The sequence below is a fragment of the Kitasatospora sp. NPDC058190 genome (genome assembly GCF_042883685.1).
In the GTDB taxonomy this organism is placed as follows: Bacteria; Actinomycetota; Actinomycetes; order Streptomycetales; family Streptomycetaceae; genus Kitasatospora.
Genome location: NZ_JBHVVI010000042.1, coordinates 21,712 through 40,493 on the forward strand (window position 1 = coordinate 21,712; position 18,782 = coordinate 40,493).

Below are 18,782 nucleotides of genomic sequence, written 5' to 3' on the forward strand. Positions count from 1 at the left end.
GCGACTACCGGGCCAGCCAGAAGGTGAGCCCGGCGGTGACCGCGCCCACCACCGCGCCGACGATCGTCTGCGCGGTGGTGTGGTCCCGCAGCACCACCCGGGACCAGCCGATCACCGCGACCAGCGGGTAGAGCAGCAGCCACAGCGGGCCGAGCGCGATGCCGAGGCAGGTCACCGCGCCGCTGGCCACGGCCGTGTGCACGGAGACCTTCCACCAGACGGTGATCGCCAGGATCGGGAACAGCGAGGCGAACATCGCCGCGACCATCGCGGTCAGGTCGGCGGGGGCGTCCAACCAGATCATCACCGCGAAGCTGGTCAGCACCGAGCCCATGATGAAGGGGATGACGGTCAGCCGGCGCTGCCGGTGGCCGACGTGCCGGTCCTCCAGGGTGCCCTTGCGGATGCCGCGCTGGATGAACAGGGTCGGTATGACGGCGGCGAACAGCGCCGCGAAGGCGGCCCAGCCGAGGCCCGCCAGGCCGTAGCGCAGGCCGCCGATCAGCAGGCAGACCGCGATGATCACGTTCTTCGGCTCGACGCCGTCGGTGACCCGGCGGGCCCAGGTCGTCCGGCTGGTGGGGGCGGTCGTGGCCTCGGTGGTCATCGGGGTCGCTGCTCCGGGTCGTAAGGGCGGTCGGCGGCTCGGCGCCGGTCGGATGATCGTACGTGAGCCGCCGGCGCCACCACCCGCCACCGCCCGTCCGGACCGGCTCAGAACCGGGGCGGGCGGCCCTCCAGGAACGCGGCCAGGCCCTCGTGCACGTCCGAGGCCTCCCGCGAGCGCCGCTCCCACGGCTCCAGTGCCTCGGCCGCCCGCTCGGCCGGGACGGCCAGCGCGGACTTCACCGCGCCGATGGTCTGGGTCGAGCGGGTGGTCAGCAGCCGGGCGAACTCCAGCGCGGCGGCGTCCAGTTCGGCGACCGGCAGGACCTTCTCCGCGAGGCCGAGCGGCAGCGCGTCCCGGCCGGACACCAACTCGCCGGAGAACAGCAGGTACTTGGCCCGGGCCGGGCCGACCAGCCGGGCCAGCCGCAGGGTCGGCACGGCCGGGTAGACCACGCCGAGCTTGGCCGGGGTGATCCCCAGCCGGGCGTTGTCGGCGACGAAGCGCAGGTCGCAGGCGACGGCCAACTGGCAGCCGCCGCCCACGCAGGCGCCGTGCACCACGGCGATCGTCGGGTGCGGGAAGGCGGCGAGCGCCTCCTCGGCGGCCACGTTGATCGCGTGGTAGGCGTCCGCGCGCTGCGGATCGCCGTACACCTCGGCGAGTTCGGTGATGTCCGCGCCGGCGCTGAAGGTGTTCCCGGCGCCGGTCAGCAGCAGGGCGCGCACACCCTCCTGCTCGGCGATCTGCGCCAGGACCTTGGGCAGCGCCTGCCAGATCGCCAGGGTCACCGCGTTGCGGCGGTGCGGGCGGGCGAACTCCAGCACCGCGACGCCGTCCTCGCCGATGTAGGCGTTCAGGCCGTCGGCCTGGGCGGGCAGGGCGGAGCGGTCCCGCGTGAGCAGCGGCTGGTCCATGTGCGCACCTCCGGTCGGTCGTGGTGCGCCCACTCTCTCAGGCGGCGCCGGCGCAGTAGTCGCCGAGGCCTTGTTCGACCAGGGCGAAGGCGTGGCGGGCCTCGGCGAGGGCGGCGGGCAGGGCGTCGGCGGCGCGCTCGCCGGCCAGCATCCGCCGGTGGTTGTCGCCGATCAGGGTCAGCCGGACGGCCAGCAGCTGGGCGGCGGCGACCCGGGCGGTCAGCTCGTCGTGGGTCGGGTCCTGGGCGGCCAGCTCCGCGGCCAGCAGGGACTGCGCGCGCCGGTCGAAGGCGGCGGCGCGCACGCCCAGCGCCGGGGTGGCGTGGGACCAGCCGGATGATGTCGAGCACCACCTGGTCGTCGCTCGCCTTCCGCCGGTACTTGGTGACGAAAACCAAGTGAACATGCAGGTCGTAGACAATATGGCGGCCAGTTCTGACATCCGGATCAGGATCCCAGCGCGGTGACATGAACCATTGCTAGGTTCTCGATTGTGAGTCAAGGTGGCATTGCCAAGCGGCAGTTCGGGCATCGTTCCCGGCTTGCGCTGTCGCCTGCCGAGGTGTTGAAGACCGATGACCAAGCGCACGCGGCTCGCACCATGTGGAACCTTCTCCACGCCTGGTGGCGGATGATGCCGAAGGAAGAGCGGACTCTGCGAACGCGGACGCCGCGATCCGCCAGGCCCGCCAGGACATCGGCTTTCTCGCCGTCCTGCCCGCGCAGGCCGCGCAGGCGGTGCTCAAGCCGTACTTCCAGGCGTGGAAGAACTGCTGGGACGGCCGCGCCGACGCCCCGAGCTTCAAGGGCCGGTTCCGCACGGTGATGTCGGTGGACATCCCGCAGGGCCGGGACCTGAACATCGTCCGCGTGCACCGCCGGTGGGGTCAGGTCAACATTCCCAAGGTGAGCCGTGTCAAGTTCCGGTGGACCAAGGACCTGCCCGTGGGCAGGCACGCGGACGCGAACAACCGGATCACCGGGGCCCGGCTGGTCAAGGACGCGCTCGGCTGGCACATCGCCTTCCGCGTCCAGACCCTCAAGGGCCGGCCCGGACCCCACCAGGGGCCGGACATCGGCATCGACGTGGGCGTCACCGTGCCCATCGTCCTCTCGGACGGCGGAACGTACGAGCACGGCGAGTGGCTGACCAGCGAGGAGAAGGTCAGGCTCCTGCACCTGGAACAGCGTGCCGCGCAGCGCAAATGCCACCGCAAGCCCGGCGAGCCGACCAGCCGCCGACTGCACCACACCTACGACCGGATCGCAGGACTCCGCGCGAAAGCCAAGCGCAGGGCCCTGGACTGGCAGCACCAGACGACCACCGCCATCGCCCGCACCTACGGCACGGTCGTGGTCGAAACGCTCACCATCACGAACATGGTCAAGTCCGCCAAGGGAACGACCGAAGAGCCAGGGAAGAACGTCGCCCGAAAAGCCGGGCTGAACCGCTCCATCAGCGGCGAGGCATGGGGCCGCACCGTCACCATGCTGACGTACAAGACCGCCCGGCACGGCGGCACCCTGGTCAAGGTCCCCGCCCCCGGCACCTCCCGGCGCTGCTCCGCCTGCGGCCACACCACGCTCGGCAGCCGGGAGTCCCAGGCCGTGTTCGTCTGCAAGAACCCGGACTGCGGCTGGTCCGGCAACGCCGACCACAACGCAGCCCGGAACATCTTGCACCTGTACCGGATCGGCCACACCGTGGCGGTCCCGGCTGCCGGGAGGGCAGTCGTCAGGCGCGCGAAGCGCGTCAAGCCCGCTGCCGCAAGGTAAGCAGGAATCTCCCGGCTTCAGCCAGGAGAGCACTTCAAGTGATGATCTACCTGCAGATCGCCCGGGGGATCGCCCCGACCACCGCCAGCCTCTACCTGATGCCGATGGCGGCCGGGATGACCGGGGTCGGCTTGCTGGTCACCCGGCTGATCGCCCGCGGCCACGCGCCGCACACCTTCCTGGCGGTCGGCGCCGGCTGCGGGACGCTCGCCCTGGTGCTGCTCGGGTTCAGCGGGCCGAACACCCCGCTGTGGGCGGTGGGCGCCGAACTCGCCCTGCTCGGCGCAGGGTTCGGCCAGCTGATCGGGCAGCTGGTCACCCTGGTGCAGGACAGCGCCCCGCGCCACCAGCTCGGTGTGGCGACCACCGGCATCCGGTTCTTCCAGACCCTCGGCGGAGCGCTCGGCGCGGCGTTCTTCGGCAGCCTGCTGGCCCGGGTGTTCGAGGCCGGTGAGCCGGGGCGGCCGCTCGGGGCGGTCCGGGTGCTGACCGGTGCGGCCCGGGAGCACGCGGTGCGCAGCTTCACGGACGCGGTGGACGTGGTCTTCCTGTCGGCGGGCGGGGTGATGGCGCTGGTGCTGCTGCTGGCGCTGCGGCTGCGGGCGGCGGAGGCGGCGGCCTCGGAGGCCGCCGGGAAGCCGGTGCTGGCGGCCTGAGCCGACAGTCCGAGCGGGCGCCGGCGGACGTCAGGGGAAGCGGGGCCCGGTGGACTTCGAGGGAGTCCACCAGGCCCCGCTGCTCGTGTCGGGCCTCGGCCGGGTCGGGCCTCGGCCCGCTCCGGTCGGGCCCGGTCCGGGGTCAGGCCTTGGCGGCGGCCCACTCCGGGGCCAGGATCGCCCAGATCTCCTTGTCGTGGCGGACCCCGTTGTGCAGGAACCACTCGCGCAGCACGCCGTCCCGCCGCATGCCGACCCGCTCGGCCACCGCCCGGCTGCGGGCGTTGACGGCCGAGCACCACCACTCGGCGCGGTGCAGGCCGCGGGTGACGAAGGCGTAGTCGAGCAGCTGCCGGACGGCGGCGGTGATCAGCCCGCCGCCCTCGCCGGCCGGCTCGGTCCAGGCGCCGATCTCGCAGTTGCCGCTCTTGGTGTCGAAGTGCACGAACATCACGCCGCCGACCAGCGTGCCGTCCCGCCAGATGCCGTAGATCCGGCGTTGGTCGGCGGCCTGGCCGTCGGCGTAGCCCTGCAGGGTGGCGCGGGCCGAGTCCAGGTCGGTGGAGCGGGTGGCCCACGGGATCCACGGGTCGGTGTGGGCCCGGGCGCGGTCGATGTGGGCCAGGAACTCGGGGGCCTGCCAGGGCTCCAGCGGGCGCAGTTCGGCGTTCTCGGCGAGCGGTACGGAAAACACGGGCGGGCCTTTCACGGGTGGCGCGTGAGCTGTCGGAATCCATTCATAACAAACGTTTGGTATGTACGATAGCCCCCATGACGCCAGCCCGTGGAGACCACGACGCCCGCCGCTCGGAAGTCTCCGAGGGGGTGTGGCGGGTGCTCTCCAGCAAGGGCTTCGAGGGGCTGACCCTACGTGCGGTGGCCGCCGAACTGGGCGCCTCCACCGGGCTGTTGACGCACTACTTCCCCAACAAGCGGGCGCTGCTGAGCCACGCGCTGGAGGAGCTCGACCGGCGCTCGCTGGCCCGGCCGCGGCGCACCGCACCCGTCGACGGAACCCCGCCGCCGGTCGGACTGGCGCGGCTGCGGGCCGCGCTGCTCGACGTGCTGCCGCTGGACGAGGCGGCCGTGGCGGGCAACCGGATCTGGGTCGGCTCCTGGGACGTCGCCCTGGCCGACCCGGAGCTGGCGGCCGCGCACGCCGCCCGCTACGCCCGCTCGCGGGTGGCGCTCACGGCGCACGTGGCGGACGCCCAGCGGCTCGGGGAGCTTCCGGCCGGGGCGGACCCGGCCGGGCTCGCGGCGGGGGCGCAGGCCTTCGTGCTGGGGCTGGTGGTGCAGGTGCTGTTCGCCCCGGCGGAGTTCCCGGCCGAGCGGCAGACCGCGCTGCTCGACGCCTACCTGGCGGGGCTGACGGGCTGACGGGGCTGGTGGGGCCGGGGCCGGCCGGGGCCCAACCGCCGGGTCCGGCGGGTCGGTTTAGCGCGGGGGTGGCGGATTCGCCCGGAATTCCGGGAGATTTCGCGGCGAGCATGACACGCATTGTCACGGCTTATGCGCGGTGGGTGCCGGATTACCCGGAGGTCCGAAACGACCACGGAAAGTGTTCACCGACGCGATGGCCTGCGGAATTGCAGGGTGGTGCCCCCAGCAGGATTCGAACCTGCGACCTACCGCTTAGAAGGCGGGTGCTCTATCCGCTGAGCTATGGGGGCGGGACGGGCGGCGCCCGTGGTGGGCGTGACCGTGGCCGGGACCGGCAGCGAGCGCTCGGGGCGCGCGTTGTCCGTCCCCGTACCTGAGGGTGGGGGTGGGGGTTGGTGGGCCCTCGCCCTGTCGGGGACAGGATAAGGGTGTTCAGTTCCTCGGCCGCGTGCGACGACACCGTCGTTGGTGTGTCGGTTCGGTGGAGCGGTCCGATAATCGCAGGTGAACGCCGTGAGTGCAGCGGTATGGCACTCTTCCGCGCCGGACGTTGTGCAGTCGTTACGGGGCTGCCTCCTCACCCGTTATGGATTCGGCACGGAGAATGTGTCGCCGCGGCTGCGGGTGGGGGCCGTATTCGGCTTGCGCCGGTCGGATGACGTGCGCGGACGGCGGCCGGCGCGGCTTCCGCCGCGCCCGGACGGGGTCGGCGATCTGCCGGTTTGTTGTCATGGCCGCGAAGAGACGGCTGCCTGACGGTGTACGAAGGCTGAAATTCACCCCTGCGGGTGACGGCGGCTTTCCGTTGTGCCGAGTTATCCACAGGATTTCGGAACTCGGTGGCCGGGATTTCCCTCGGGGCGCACTCTCAACTCGCACCGCTCGATTCCGTACGGTGCATCGGCGAGAACGGAGAGTGTGCTGTGAGCGAGACGCATGTGACGGTGCTCGGCAATGTCGCGACCGAGGTGACCTACGGGGAAACCGCCAACGGCGTGCCGATGGCGAACTTCCGGATCGGCTGCACGGAGCGCCGGTACGACCGCGAGCGGGCGTGCTGGGTGGACGGCGAGACGCAGTGGCTGAGGGTGACGGCCTGGCGGGCGCTCGCGGTCAACCTGATCGGCTCGCTGGCCAAGGGGGACCCGGTACTGGTGACGGGCCGGCTGCGGGTGCGGGAGTGGACGGAGGGTGAGGTGAGGCGCAGTCGGGCCGAGATCGACGCCAGGTCGGTCGGACACGACCTCACCCGCGGTACCTCGGCCTTCCGTTGGGCGACCGGGGTGCGTGGGCAGTCGCCGGGCGGCGCCGAGCCGGCCGCGGCGGAGACGACGGAGAGGGCGGCGCGGGTGGACGAACCGGTGCCGGGGTGGATCGCCGACGCGCTGGAGGCGCGCAGGGTCTCGGCGGTGGCCGCCGCGCCGCGGCTGCCCGAGCTGCCGCCGGGTGTGCGGTCGGTGACGGAGCAGCAGGAGGACATGTCCGAGGGGGAGAGGAATGGTGAAGACCGGGCGACGCTGGGCTGACCGGTCGGTGACCTTCCCTGTCGACAAATGTGTTGATCGAGAAGGTTGTTGTACCCGCACGTGCAATCTCGACCGGATAACAGAAAGTGGCGAAGCGATTCTGGTTGATCGTCAGCTTGTGTGGATCCTGAGGGGGTTGATAACGATACAGATACGGAATCGTCCTGATTTCGCATGGAGGTTTCGGGGCCTCTGAGGCTCAATAGGATTCGTTTGGTTCATACCCGCAGCGGCGCCACAGGGGGCACGCGCGGCACGGCAAGTCGGCGGGCTGCCCACTCGGTGCGGCCCGCTCCGGAGGGATCCCAGATGTTCCAGAGGCACGGGCGGAGTCTGTCCCGCATATCCACTGTCATGCTCACGACCAGTCTTGCGCTGGGCGGGGGCCTGTTCGCGGCCGGTGCGGCGGTCGCGGCGGACGCCCCGTCGTCGGGCGTGACCGCTGTGGTCCAGAACGAGATGCTCGGCGAGGCGATCGACGTCCAGGGCAGGGGGACCGTCGAGGGCGGTCTGTTCACCCTCAAGACGGCCGCGGGCGAGAAGCTGCAGACCTACTGCATCGACTTCGACAACCCGGTCTACCTGGACAGCGGCGCGAAGTACCACGAGTCGGACTGGGCGTCGAGCTCCCTCAACAGCAACGCCAACGCCCCCAAGATCCGCTGGATCCTGGAGAACTCGTACCCGCAGGCGAACCTGAAGTCCCTGGCCGCGGCCATCCACGTCGATGACCTGAGCGACGCGGACGCCGCCGCCGGCACCCAGGCCGCGATCTGGAAGTTCTCGGACAACAAGAACGCCGTCCCGCAGAACGAGAACGCCAAGAAGCTGCGTGACTACCTGACCAGCGACGTCAACAAGGGCGTCGCGGCCGAGCCGAAGCCCTCGCTGACGCTCACCCCGGACTCCGTGTCCGGCAAGTCGGGCAGCAAGCTCGGCCCGTTCGTCCTGAACTCCAGCGCCAACGAGGTGAAGCTGGCCGTCTCCGGCGACGCCGCCGACAAGGCCAAGCTGGTGGACAAGGACGGCAAGCCGGTCAACGGCACCCTGGCCGGGCCGATCGCCAAGGACACCCAGCTGTTCCTGGACGTGCCGGCCGGCACCGCGGACGGCAAGGCCGCCGTCAACGCCACTGCCGACGCCAACGTGCTCAGCGGCCGGGTCTTCATGACCGACGTGGACAGCCGGGGTCGGCACAGCCAGACCATGATCCTGGCCGGCTCCACCAAGGTCAGCGTCGCCGCCGCCGGCCAGGCGACCTGGAAGCAGGGCAAGGGCGCGCTGATCGACAGCTCCGCCAAGGTCGAGTGCGCCAACAACGGCGTGCGCGTCTCCGTCACCAACAGCGGTGACGAGGCCGGCGCCGTTACGGTCGGCTCGCAGCAGGTGACCGTCCAGCCGGGCAAGACCGAGAGCGTGCTCGTCAAGGTCGCCGAGAAGACCGAGTACACCATCAACGTGGCCGGCCCGAACGGCTATGCCAAGAAGTTCACGGGCGTCCTCGACTGCATGACCGGCGTGACCCCGACCGGTGCCCCGACCAGCCCGGCCCCCACCGGCACCACCTCGGCCACCCCGACCTCCTCCCACTCGGGCACCCCGAGCACCGGTGCCGGCCAGCCGACCCCGGCGACCACCAGCGCCGCCCCGGGCACCGGTGGCCTGGCCCAGACCGGTGCCAACAGCAACACCCCGCTCCTGGCCGGCGTCGCGGGCGCCCTGGTCGTCGCCGGTGGCGCTGCGGTCTTCTTCCTGCGCCGCCGTGGCCGTCACGGTCGCACCACCGCCTGAACCGCCTGAGCGGGCCGGGGGAGTCGAACTCCTGAGGCCCTGAGCAGCGGAACCGGCCCGGCTCCCCGCGATCGATGCGGGGAGCCGGGCCTTCGTCGTTCCCGGGGTGGGGGAGGGGGCGCCGGATCCGGGGAGGTGGCCGGATGACTGGAGGGCGGCGGGCCGTGATCGGGGACGCCCCGATGGGGTCACCTGGGCGGTTCGGGGGTTCCGGCCGGGTGCGGCACAATGGAAGGCTGCAAGCCGAATTACTCCCGACGACGCCGGAGCGATCTCACGTGGCGGAATACATCTACACGATGCGCAAGGTGCGCAAGGCTCACGGAGACAAGGTCATCCTTGACGACGTGACGCTCAGCTTCCTCCCCGGAGCGAAGATCGGCGTCGTGGGCCCCAACGGTGCCGGTAAGTCCACCGTGCTGAAGATGATGGCCGGCCTGGAGCAGCCCTCCAACGGCGACGCCTTCCTCTCGCCCGGCTTCACCGTCGGCATGCTGCTCCAGGAGCCCCCGCTCGACGAGTCCAAGACCGTTCTGGAGAACGTCCAGGACGGCGTCAAGGAGATCAAGGGCAAGCTCGACCGCTTCAACGAGATCGCCGAGCTGATGGCGACCGACTACTCGGACGCGCTGCTCGAGGAGATGGGCAAGCTCCAGGAGGAGCTGGACCACGCCGAGGCCTGGGACCTGGACGCCCAGCTGGAGCAGGCCATGGACGCCCTGGGCTGCCCGCCCGGCGACTGGGCGGTCACCAAGCTCTCCGGTGGTGAGAAGCGCCGCGTCGCGCTCTGCAAGCTGCTGCTGGAGGCCCCCGACCTGCTGCTGCTCGACGAGCCCACCAACCACCTGGACGCCGAGTCGGTGAACTGGCTGGAGCAGCACCTGGAGAAGTACAAGGGCACCGTCGTGGCCGTCACCCACGACCGGTACTTCCTGGACAACGTCGCCGAGTGGATCCTGGAGCTCGACCGCGGCCGCGCCTACCCGTACGAGGGCAACTACTCGACCTACCTGGAGACCAAGCAGTCCCGTCTCAAGGTTGAGGGCCAGAAGGACGCGAAGCGCGCCAAGCGCCTCAAGGAAGAGCTGGAGTGGGTCCGCTCCAACGCCAAGGGCCGCCAGGCGAAGTCCAAGGCGCGTCTGGCCCGCTACGAGGAGATGGCGGCCGAGGCCGACAAGATGCGGAAGCTGGACTTCGAGGAGATCCAGATCCCGCCGGGCCCGCGTCTGGGCAGCGTCGTCATCGAGGTGGAGAACCTCTCCAAGGCCTTCGGCGAGAAGATCCTGATCGACGACCTGAGCTTCACCCTGCCGCGCAACGGCATCGTCGGCATCATCGGCCCGAACGGCGCCGGCAAGACCACGCTGTTCAAGATGCTCCAGGACCTGGAGACCCCGGACTCCGGGAAGGTCAAGGTCGGCGAGACCGTCAAGATCAGCTACGTCGACCAGTCGCGCGCCAACATCGACCCGAAGAAGACCCTCTGGGAGGTCGTCTCCGACGGTCTGGACTGGATCAACGTTGGCCAGGTCGAGATGCCGTCCCGCGCCTACGTGTCGGCCTTCGGCTTCAAGGGCCCGGACCAGCAGAAGCCGGCCGGTGTGCTCTCCGGTGGTGAGCGCAACCGCCTGAACCTGGCGCTGACCCTCAAGCAGGGCGGCAACCTGCTGCTCCTCGACGAGCCCACCAACGACCTGGACGTCGAGACCCTGTCCTCGCTGGAGAACGCCCTGCTGGAGTTCCCCGGCTGCGCCGTGGTCATCTCCCACGACCGCTGGTTCCTGGACCGAGTGGCCACCCACATCCTCGCCTACGAGGGCGAAAGCAAGTGGTTCTGGTTCGAGGGCAACTTCGAGTCGTACGAGAAGAACAAGGTCGAGCGGCTCGGCGCCGACGCGGCCCGTCCGCACCGGGCCACGTACAAGAAGCTGACCCGAGGCTGACATCCAGCTGTCACGACGGCCCGGCAGACTGCCCTCCGGGGCGGTCTGCCGGGCCGCGGCCCGTCGCCGGTCCATGACGACGGGCGACCGGACACCGAGGAGAACACCCGTGGCTCGCCACATCTACGCCTGCCCGCTGCGCTGGTCCGACATGGACGCCTTCGGGCACGTCAACAACGTGGTCTTCCTGCGCTACCTGGAGGAGGCCCGGATCGACTTCATGTTCACCCAGGCCGCCGAGGCCGGTGCCGGGGAGTTCGCGGGCGGCTCGGTGGTGGCCCGCCACGAGATCGACTACAAGCGCCCGCTCGTGCACCGGCCGGAGCCGGTCACCATCGAGACCCGGGTGACGCACATCGGCGGCGCCTCGCTGACCGTCTCCTACGACATCAAGGACGTCCACGCGGACGGCTCCGAGACGGTGTACGTCCGGGCCTCCACCGTGGTCGTCCCCTACGACCTGGCCGAGGGCCGGCCACGCCGGATCTCGCCGGTCGAGCGGGAGTTCCTCTCCCGTTTCATGGACGAGGCCCCGGCCGTCGCGGCAGTCTGAAAGTCCCACCCCGCACGATCGAACCCCACGACGATTCGAGCTGAGCCGCGTTGACCATCACCGCCCGCCTCGCCCTGACCGACACCGGCGAGGCCGCCGACCTCTCCGCCTTCCTGCTGCGCCTGTTGCGCTTCGACAAGGCGGCGGCCGTGCGGCTGCGGGCGGTGGCCCCGGACGGGGACGACGGCGTGTTGGCGGTCTTCGGGCGGCTGCCGCTGGGCACCTCGGGCGCGCTGGCGATCCGCACCGCCCGGCTGAGCGGCCTGGCGGAGCCGGTCGACCTGACGGTCTCGGCCGGTCAGCTGCTGGACGGCGTGGACGCCGAGGCGGGTGCCGTGGCGCTGCCCGCGCCGGTGACCGGCCCGGCCTGGGCCGGGCTGCTGCCGCCGAAGGCCGGTTGGCGGCCGGTCGGGGCCCCGCCGGCGGCCGAGGTGTACCCCGAACTGATGGCCGGGGTGAAGGAGTTCCGCGAGCGCAGCGAGGCCGTCCCGGCGCACCACCGCACCCGCGAGGTGCTGGACCGGCTGGCCGACGAGATCTGGTCCCGCCCGGTCGGCGCGCTGCCGGAGCTGCCGCTGCGCGCGGTGCACGCCGCGTACGTGATCGGCTTCCTGAAGCCCGGCGCCCCGCTCACCGTGCACCGGGCGGGCGGTTGGCTGCGGCTGAGCGCCCCGGCGGGTTCGGTGGTGGTGCGGACGGTGGCCGCGCCGGGCGCGGGGCTGGGGCTCAGCCCGGCCCGGTGACCGCGTACGGCGGCTCGGTGTGCGGCGGTTCGGTGTGCGGCGGCTCGGCGTACGGCGAGTCCGGTGTGCGGCGGCTCAGCCCGGGGTGTTGATCATCGACGCGGCGGCGTACGTCAGGTAGTCGAGCAGCTGCCGCTCGTGCTCGGCGGGCAGCTCCAGGCTGTGCACGGCCGCGCGCATGTGGGTCAGCCAGGCGTCGTGCGCGGCCCTGTCGACCTTGAACGGCGCGTGCCGCATCCGCAGTCGCGGGTGGCCGCGGTGCTCGCTGTAGGTGCGCGGGCCGCCCCAGTACTGCATCAGGAACAGAGCCATCCGCTCCTCGGCCGGGCCGAGGTCCTCCTCCGGGTACATCGGCCGCAGCAACTCGTCCTCGGCGATGCCCTCGTAGAAGCGTCGGGTCAGGAGCCGGAAGGTCGGCTCACCGCCGACCTGGTCGAAGAAGGTCTCCTCGCTGAACGTGTCTCGCCGGATCTCTGTCACCCGACCATGGTCGCAGACGCCGACGGGGTCGTACACCGGGACAAAAGGCGTACGACCCCGTCGGGCCCGAGTGATCAGAGTGATCAGTGGGGAGCGGTCAGCGGGGGACGGTCAGGCGTCTTCCCACTTGAACAGCTTCCAGGCGATGCCGGTGAGAACGGCCGCGAAGAGCAGCAGCCCGCCCATGGTCGGCAGGGCGTCCATCACGCCGCCGCCGCGGGTCAGCACCGACTGGGCGGCCGTCACCAGGTGCTTCAGCGGCATGACCTCGGAGACGGTCTTCAGCCAGCCCGGGGCACCGTCCAGCGGGAAGAACGAACCGGACAGGAAGGACATCGGCAGCACGATGAGCTGCGAGATGCCGTTGGCCGCCTCCTCGGTCTTGGCGACCGAGCCGGCCAGCAGGCCGATCGACATGAAGGCGAGCGTCGCGCAGGCCACCAGCGGGATGACCAGCCACCAGTTGCCGGTGAGCTTGAGCCCGAAGAAGCTCGTGGCGACCACCAGGAAGACGGTGGTCTGGAGGAAGGCGGTCAGCAGCGAGACCAGGATCCGGGAACTGACGACCGTACCCGCGCTGATCGGGGCCAGCCGCAGGCGCCGCAGCACCTTGGACTTGCGCCAGCCGACCAGGGTCAGCGCGGCGCCGAACACGGCGCCGGTGGCGACGGCCCAGCCGAGCAGGCCGGGGGTGAGGAACTGGATCGGCTTGAGCGACTGGTCCTCGACCTGCTGGGCGTCCACCACGTAGGCCGGCTTCTGGCCGGTGGCCGCCTGGTTGGCGCTCTGCACCACCGAGTTGACGATGCCCTGGAGCGTGCCGGCGCGGACCGTGTCGGCGGCGCTGAAGCGCAGCTCGACCTTGCCGTCCGGGCCCTGCGTGATCATCGCGTCGAAGTCGCCCTTGCGGACCTTCTGCAGGGTGGCGGCCTCGTCGTCGGTGCGGGTGATGGTGAGGACCTTGTCCAGCTCGGTCCGGCCCTCGCCCTGCATCGAGTCGAACAGCTTCACCGCGCCGACCTGGGCCACCTTGGCGTGCGGGCTGTTGTTGCCCTTGGTCACGCTGCCGAAGAAGACCAGGAACACCAGCGGGAAGAGCAGGATGAAGAAGGTCGCGGTGCGGTCCCGCTTCATGCCGAGCAGCATCGCGCGGGACAGGCTCCAGAACGCGCTGACCCGCTCCTGCCCGCCGGCGGCGCCGGCCGAACCGCCGCGCGGGGCGGGCACCTTCGGCTCGGTGGAGGTGGAGACGGTCATGCGCGGAACTCCCGTCCGGTCAGCTGGAGGAAGACGTCCTCCAGGGTGGCGCCGCGCACCTCGAGGCCGCGCAGCGCGTTCTGCTCGGCCAGCACGCTGAGCACCGGGGCCGGGTGCCGGGTCGAGACGGAGAGCGAGACGGTGTCGTCCTCCAGGGTCGCGACGTCGGCGCCGGCCGCGGCGAGCAGCTCGCGGGCCCGCTCGACCGGCAGCTGGCCGGAGGCCACGCTGATCCGGACGGTGTCGTCGATCTCGCGGATCAGCGCCGCCGGGGCGCCGGTGTGCAGGATCTTCCCGTGGTCCATGATCGAGACCCGGTCGCAGAGCACCTCGGCCTCGTCCAGGTAGTGGGTGGTCAGGACGACGGTGCGGCCCTCGTTGTTGATGTCCCGCAGGAGGTCCCAGAGGTTGCGCCGGGACTGCGGGTCGAGGCCGGTGGTGGGCTCGTCCAGGAAGACGAGCTCCGGGTCGTGCGCCAGTGCGCAGGCGATCGACAGGCGCTGCGCCTGGCCGCCGGACATCTGGTCGGTCAGCGTCTCGGTCTTGTCGGCGAGGCCGACCCGCTCCAGCATCGCATCGGCCCGCTTGGGACCGACCCCGTAGAACGACGCGAAGGTGCGGATGGTCTCACGGGCCGTCAGTTTCCGGAAGAAAGCCGAGGCCTGGAACTGCACGCCGATGCGCGGCAGCAGTTTCGGATTGCGCGGCCAGGGAGCCATCCCCAGCAGCTCGACCCGACCCTCGTCGGGCTTGCGGACCCCTTCCAGGATCTCCATCGTGGTGGTCTTCCCGGCCCCGTTGGGGCCCAGGATCCCGTAGAACTCGCCGGCCTCGACGGTGAAGGACACCCCGTCGACCGCCTGCACATCCCCGTACCGCTGACGGATGCCGTCAGCGGATATAGCTGCAGTCATGTGCCCTGAGAATAGGGCTTTCGGTGCGTCTTGTGCACACCCGGGACGTGAATTTGGGGATTTGCTGAGGAAGCCGGAAGAAAGCCGGGCCGGGCGAAATGTTGAATTCCACCCGGCCCGGCCGGAGTTGTGACTGATCCACCCTCAACAGGGCATTCAGGCGCGGTGCACCGTGATCGTCGTCCAGGCGCCGATGTGGATCCGGTCGCCGTCGTTCAGCGGTACGGCGGTGTGCGGGGTGATCGGTTCCGCGCCGCCGTTCACGGTGGTGCCGTTGGTGGAGTCCTGGTCGACCAGTACCCAGTTGCCGTCCGCCTGCTCGGCGAGCAGCGCGTGCTGGTGCGAGGCGCCCGGGTCCTCCGGCGGCACCGACAGGTCGATCTCCGGGACGGTGCCCCGGTGCTGGCTGCGCCGGCCGATCCGCAGCTGGCCGCGGCCGGTCAGCGGGATGCGGCGCTCGGGGCAGTACGGCGGGAAGAACAGGCCGGCCGCCTCGGGGCCGCTGCGGGCCATCATCTCGGTGAAGTAGTCGCGGTCGGCCGAGACCACCGCGATCCAGTTGGACCGGACCGGCTCCGCCGGGGCGGCCTCCGGCTGGGACTGCTGCACCGGCGGGGCGAGGTGGAAGGACGTGCCGAAGTCGCCGCCGCGGTTGTTCGGGCCGGGGCCGGCCGGCTGGGCGTACACCGGGCCGGAGTCCTCGCGCACCGGGGCCTCGGGGAAGGCGCCCTCCGGCGGCGGGTAGCCGTAGGTGTGCGGGTACTCCGGCTGCGGAGGCGCCGGAGGCTGCGGCTGCTGGGGGGCGACCGGAGCCTGGGGAGGCTGGGCGGTGCCGCCGTAGGCCGCCGGGATGTTCAGCGGCGGGGGCTGGGCGGGGCCGGGCGCGGGTGCGGGCGCGCCGGCGGCCGGGGCCTGGCGGCGCGAGGGCGTGGACAGCTCGTAGTCGTAGCCGCACTCCTCGCAGAACCGGCCGGTCTGCGGGCTGCGGCAGATCGGGCAGACGGTCAGGCCCTCGGTGAGGCCCTGCGGCGCGCCCGGCGGCACGGTCCCGGGGGGCGGGTAGCCGCCGGGGGGCGGTACCGCGCCGGGCGGCGGGAAGGCGCCGGGGGGCGGGAAGGCGCCGGGCGGGGGCGGCGGGACCGCTCCCGGAGGCATCGGCGGGGGCGGCGGCGCGCCGAAGGACGCACCGCCGTGCTGCGGGTGCCCGGCGGGTGCGCCTGGCGCGGGGTCGCCGCCGGGCGCGTATCCCGCGGGTGCGCCCCCGTGGGCGCCGGGCGGCGGGACCGGCGGGGTCATCGGGAAGCCGCAGAAGTCGCACCAGTCCTCGGCCTGCGACTCGTGGCCCCTCGGGCAGATCGGCATCAGGTCCCCCTCGTTTCGGGCCGGCACGGTGCGGCGTCGCGCCGGGCGGCCGGCCCGATCACGTCTTCAGCGGTCACTTCTTCACACGTACCGTCTTGGTCGACCGGGTCTCAAGGGTCATCGAGTCGGCCTCGCTCACGTTCTTACGGAATCGAACCGTACCCTCCTTCGGGTCCACCACGTCCACCACCTTCTGCAGCAGCTTGTACGTGCCCTCGTTCCCGGTCGCGTGCGCGATCCGGACGGCGGCGCCCAGCTTGGCGGTGGCGGTGTCGACGTCCCCGGCGCGGTGGGCCTCCAGGCCCTCCTGGATCGAGGAGGCGAGCTCGGCCTGCCCGGTGTAGTGGGCGACCTGCGGGCTGATCCGGGTGGAGGAGGCCAGGTCGTCGGTCCAGACCGCCTTGACCAGGCCCTGGGAGAGCACCTCGGGGGTGCCGCCGCCGACCTGCGGGGGCAGCACCAGGCTGACCCGGGCGGCGAGCATCTCGTTGCCGACCGCGGCGGACGGGACCTCGACGCAGACGTGGTAGTCGCGGCTCTCGTCGCCCCAGGAGCCGGTCGGGTAGTCGCCGGCCCGGGGGCCGGCCTCGGCGCGGCGGGCGGTCAGGTCCTCGACCGCGGGGGCGACCTGCTTGACGAACTTCACGGTGGCGTTGGCCGGGGTCCAGATCCGCAGCGCGACGTCGGCGACCTGCTTGCCCATCGCGCCGGCCATCATCGAGCGGAAGTCCTCGGCCAGGCCGGAGGGCTCCGCGACGATGTCGACGGTGCCGAGCAGCGCCGAGGAGATGGTGCGCAGCTCGTCGATCCGCCAGTCCGTGCCGACACCGCGGCAGTCGGCGGTGAAGTGGCCGGTGACCCGCTCGATGTTGCGGGCGAGGTCCGCGGCCGACTCGTGCTCGTTGTTGCCGTCGGTGAGCAGGATGGCGTGCCGGATGGCGATGTCGCGGCGGGTGAGGAAGAGCTTGTCGGCCTTGGCCAGCCAGGTGCCCATCGCGGTGCCGCCGGCCGCGGTGAGGCGGCGCAGCGCCTCCTTGGCCTGGTCGCGGGTGCTGGGCGAGGCGGTGGCCAGGGTGCCGTCGCCGGGGAAGATGTCGCGGGCCTCGTGGGTGCCGGCCACCACGGCGAAGGCGGTGCCGTCGCGCAGGGCGTCGATGGCGGCGGCGGTGGCCTCGCGAGCGCCGTTGATCTTGGTCTTCGGGTAGTCCATCGAGCCCGAGCAGTCGACCAGGATCACCACGGCCGCGTTGGCGTCGGTGCCCTGGGCGGCGGCGTCGGTGAGGCCGAGCGGGCGGCCGCCGGAGGTGCCGCCGCCGGTGGCGGTGACGGTGACGATGGCGTTGACCTCGCGGGCGCCGTCGGCCAGGTACTCGTTCTGGAAGATCTCCACGTCGAACCTGGGCAGGTTCGGCTTCGCCAGTGTTGCCATGGGGCGGTCGGCTCCCGTCGGGTGAGGGGTGGATGCGATCAGGTCGGTGGGCGGTCCGGCGGTCCGGCGGTCCGGCGGACCGGGGGCCGTCGGGCCGGGCGTGGACGGGCCGGTCAGGCCGTCGGCGGCTGCGGCGGGACGGGCGGCAGGGGCGGGGCGGCGGGCGGCACCGGCGGTGCGGGCGGGACCGCCGGGGGCGCCGTCGGCGGCGCGGGCGGAACCGGTGGCGCGGGCGGGGCCGGGGGCAGCGGGGCGGCGGGGGAGCCGATCACCGGCAGGTCCGGCAGGGTCGGCTCGTAGTCCTCGTCGTCCTCGGGCGCCCGGGCGGCGGCCGGAACGATGATCGGCAGGTCCAGCGCGGTGGGCGTCTCCTCGACCTCCTCCACGGAGACGGCGGGCGGGTCGATCGGGAGCACCGCGACGGTGATGTTGTCGTGGCCGCCGGCCGCGACCGCGAACTTCACCAGGGTCTGGGCCGCCGCGAGCGGTTCGGTCCGGGCGTCCGGGCGGACGTAGTACGCCAGGTCGGTGGCCGCCTCGGCGTAGTTCCACAGGCCGTCGGTGCAGATCAGCAGCACGCCGGGGACGTGCGGGGTGAAGTCGAGGGTGTGCGGCACGACCTCCTCGGCGTCGGCGCCGAGCCAGCCGGTGATCGCGTGGGCGCGCGGGTCGGAGTAGGCCTCGGCCTCGCTCATCAGCCCGGCCTCGACCATCCGGGCCGCCCAGGAGTCGTCCTGGGTGAGCCGGAAGGGTTCGGCGGCGGCGCGGTCGTCCGGGATCCAGTAGGCCCGGGTGTCGCCGACCCAGCCGATGGTGACCCGGCCGCCGGCCGCGATGGCGCTGACGTAGGTACAGGCCGGGGCGTTGAGGTCGGGGCGGGCCGGGCCGGCGCCGTTGGTCGCGAGGTCGGCGACGGCCTTGGCGGCGTCGGCGATGGCGGCGCGCATCGCCTCGTTCGGGTTCCGGCCGGCCTCCAGGGAGGTCAGCAGGGACTCCGAGGCGGCGTCGACGGCGGTCTCCGAGGCCTCGTCAGGTCGGTCGGAGGAGGAGACGCCGTCGCACACCACGGCGACCACGACCGGCTCGCCGCCGGGCAGCGAGCTGGCGGCGATGGTGAAGGAGTCCTCGTTGCGGTGGTGGCGCACGCCGCGGTCGCTGACCCCGGCGACGCCCGCGAGGGCCTTCTCCATGTGGTCGCGGGGGCGCGGCTGGGCGCTGCCGCAGCCCTCGCAGTAGCCGTCCTCGGTGACCTGTGCCTGCCCGCAGTTCACGCAGACCGGCCCGCGCTGCGGCGGGACGGCCCCACCGCGGGCGCCGGCCCAGCTGGCGGGCATCGAGCCCGGGGCCGCCCGGCCGTCCCGGCCGGTCCCGCAGCGCCCGCAGAAGGCGTCCTCCGGGTCCATCGGCTCGGAACAGCTCGGGCACTCGGTCTGCTGCGGCATCGG

17 protein-coding genes, 1 tRNA gene and 2 pseudogenes are annotated in these 18,782 nt (G+C 72.0%); 8 read left to right on the top strand and 12 right to left on the bottom strand.

Going from position 1 to position 18,782, the window contains the following annotated elements; all coding sequences use genetic code 11:
- Window positions 1-4: 4 nt before the first annotated feature.
- The 4 genes and pseudogenes from ACFVWU_RS20235 to ACFVWU_RS20250 form a co-directional block, all read right to left on the bottom strand.
- Entirely contained in the window at window positions 5-607 is a 603-nt protein-coding gene (locus tag ACFVWU_RS20235; RefSeq protein ID WP_387622631.1) for a hypothetical protein, read from the bottom strand.
- 107 nt (window positions 608-714) lie between these two features.
- A complete protein-coding gene (locus ACFVWU_RS20240) occupies window positions 715-1,524 on the bottom strand; it encodes an enoyl-CoA hydratase/isomerase family protein (protein ID WP_387622634.1) in 810 nt (269 codons plus the stop codon).
- A gap of 37 nt (window positions 1,525-1,561) precedes the next feature.
- Window positions 1,562-1,828, bottom strand: a complete 267-nt coding sequence (locus ACFVWU_RS20245; protein WP_387622636.1) for a hypothetical protein — start codon at window positions 1,826-1,828, stop codon at window positions 1,562-1,564.
- A 43-nt stretch (window positions 1,829-1,871) separates the two neighbouring features.
- Window positions 1,872-1,994: pseudogene (locus ACFVWU_RS20250) on the bottom strand (IS200/IS605 family transposase); the annotation flags it as partial.
- Between the two features lie 131 nt (window positions 1,995-2,125).
- On the opposite strand from ACFVWU_RS20250, the pseudogene ACFVWU_RS20255 reads away from it, so the two are divergent.
- A pseudogene (locus ACFVWU_RS20255) lies at window positions 2,126-3,300 on the top strand (RNA-guided endonuclease InsQ/TnpB family protein).
- 41 nt (window positions 3,301-3,341) lie between these two features.
- Window positions 3,342-3,956: an MFS transporter gene (locus tag ACFVWU_RS20260; RefSeq protein ID WP_387622639.1), complete on the top strand. Its 615-nt coding sequence runs from the start codon at window positions 3,342-3,344 to the stop codon at window positions 3,954-3,956.
- Between the two features lie 142 nt (window positions 3,957-4,098).
- Here ACFVWU_RS20260 and ACFVWU_RS20265 read toward each other — a convergent pair whose 3' ends face one another.
- Complete coding sequence (locus tag ACFVWU_RS20265) at window positions 4,099-4,650, bottom strand: GNAT family N-acetyltransferase (RefSeq protein WP_387622641.1); 552 nt, start codon at window positions 4,648-4,650, stop codon at window positions 4,099-4,101.
- 77 nt (window positions 4,651-4,727) lie between these two features.
- On the opposite strand from ACFVWU_RS20265, the gene ACFVWU_RS20270 reads away from it, so the two are divergent.
- Window positions 4,728-5,336, top strand: a complete 609-nt coding sequence (locus tag ACFVWU_RS20270) for a TetR/AcrR family transcriptional regulator (RefSeq protein WP_387622644.1) — start codon at window positions 4,728-4,730, stop codon at window positions 5,334-5,336.
- 217 nt (window positions 5,337-5,553) lie between these two features.
- Here ACFVWU_RS20270 and ACFVWU_RS20275 read toward each other — a convergent pair.
- A tRNA-Arg gene (locus ACFVWU_RS20275) sits at window positions 5,554-5,629 on the bottom strand.
- A gap of 633 nt (window positions 5,630-6,262) precedes the next feature.
- Between ACFVWU_RS20275 and ACFVWU_RS20280 the strand changes: the two genes are divergently transcribed.
- From ACFVWU_RS20280 to ACFVWU_RS20300, 5 genes are all read left to right on the top strand, one after another.
- Window positions 6,263-6,865 carry a single-stranded DNA-binding protein gene (locus ACFVWU_RS20280; protein WP_387622647.1) on the top strand — a complete coding sequence of 201 codons (603 nt, stop codon included), beginning with the start codon at window positions 6,263-6,265 and terminating at the stop codon, window positions 6,863-6,865.
- A gap of 354 nt (window positions 6,866-7,219) precedes the next feature.
- Window positions 7,220-8,656: a Cys-Gln thioester bond-forming surface protein gene (locus tag ACFVWU_RS20285; RefSeq protein WP_387622650.1), complete on the top strand. Its 1,437-nt coding sequence runs from the start codon at window positions 7,220-7,222 to the stop codon at window positions 8,654-8,656.
- Between the two features lie 278 nt (window positions 8,657-8,934).
- A complete protein-coding gene (gene ettA / locus ACFVWU_RS20290; RefSeq protein ID WP_387622652.1) occupies window positions 8,935-10,599 on the top strand; it encodes an energy-dependent translational throttle protein EttA in 1,665 nt (554 codons plus the stop codon).
- 109 nt (window positions 10,600-10,708) lie between these two features.
- Window positions 10,709-11,152 (top strand): acyl-CoA thioesterase, encoded by a 444-nt coding sequence (locus ACFVWU_RS20295; RefSeq protein ID WP_387622655.1) that lies wholly within the window; start codon window positions 10,709-10,711, stop codon window positions 11,150-11,152.
- 50 nt (window positions 11,153-11,202) lie between these two features.
- A complete protein-coding gene (locus ACFVWU_RS20300) occupies window positions 11,203-11,895 on the top strand; it encodes a hypothetical protein (RefSeq protein ID WP_387622657.1) in 693 nt (230 codons plus the stop codon).
- 75 nt (window positions 11,896-11,970) lie between these two features.
- Here the strand turns inward: ACFVWU_RS20300 and ACFVWU_RS20305 are convergent, their stop codons facing one another.
- The 6 genes from ACFVWU_RS20305 to ACFVWU_RS20330 all read right to left on the bottom strand — a co-directional run bounded on the left by ACFVWU_RS20305 (window position 11,971) and on the right by ACFVWU_RS20330 (window position 18,779).
- Window positions 11,971-12,375 (bottom strand): globin, encoded by a 405-nt coding sequence (locus ACFVWU_RS20305; protein ID WP_387622659.1) that lies wholly within the window; start codon window positions 12,373-12,375, stop codon window positions 11,971-11,973.
- 111 nt (window positions 12,376-12,486) lie between these two features.
- The gene (locus ACFVWU_RS20310) at window positions 12,487-13,632 is read right to left on the bottom strand and encodes an ABC transporter permease (RefSeq protein WP_387622662.1); all 1,146 of its coding nucleotides are present in this window, start codon (window positions 13,630-13,632) and stop codon (window positions 12,487-12,489) included.
- Window positions 13,629-14,546 (bottom strand): ABC transporter ATP-binding protein, encoded by a 918-nt coding sequence (locus ACFVWU_RS20315; protein WP_387622665.1) that lies wholly within the window; start codon window positions 14,544-14,546, stop codon window positions 13,629-13,631. The genes ACFVWU_RS20310 and ACFVWU_RS20315 overlap by 4 nt, the downstream gene beginning before the upstream one ends.
- A gap of 156 nt (window positions 14,547-14,702) precedes the next feature.
- Window positions 14,703-15,908: an FHA domain-containing protein gene (locus ACFVWU_RS20320; RefSeq protein ID WP_387622668.1), complete on the bottom strand. Its 1,206-nt coding sequence runs from the start codon at window positions 15,906-15,908 to the stop codon at window positions 14,703-14,705.
- 73 nt (window positions 15,909-15,981) lie between these two features.
- A complete protein-coding gene (locus ACFVWU_RS20325) occupies window positions 15,982-17,337 on the bottom strand; it encodes a VWA domain-containing protein (RefSeq protein WP_387622670.1) in 1,356 nt (451 codons plus the stop codon).
- 113 nt (window positions 17,338-17,450) lie between these two features.
- Window positions 17,451-18,779, bottom strand: a complete 1,329-nt coding sequence (locus ACFVWU_RS20330; protein WP_387622673.1) for a protein phosphatase 2C domain-containing protein — start codon at window positions 18,777-18,779, stop codon at window positions 17,451-17,453.
- Window positions 18,780-18,782 lie beyond the last annotated feature (3 nt).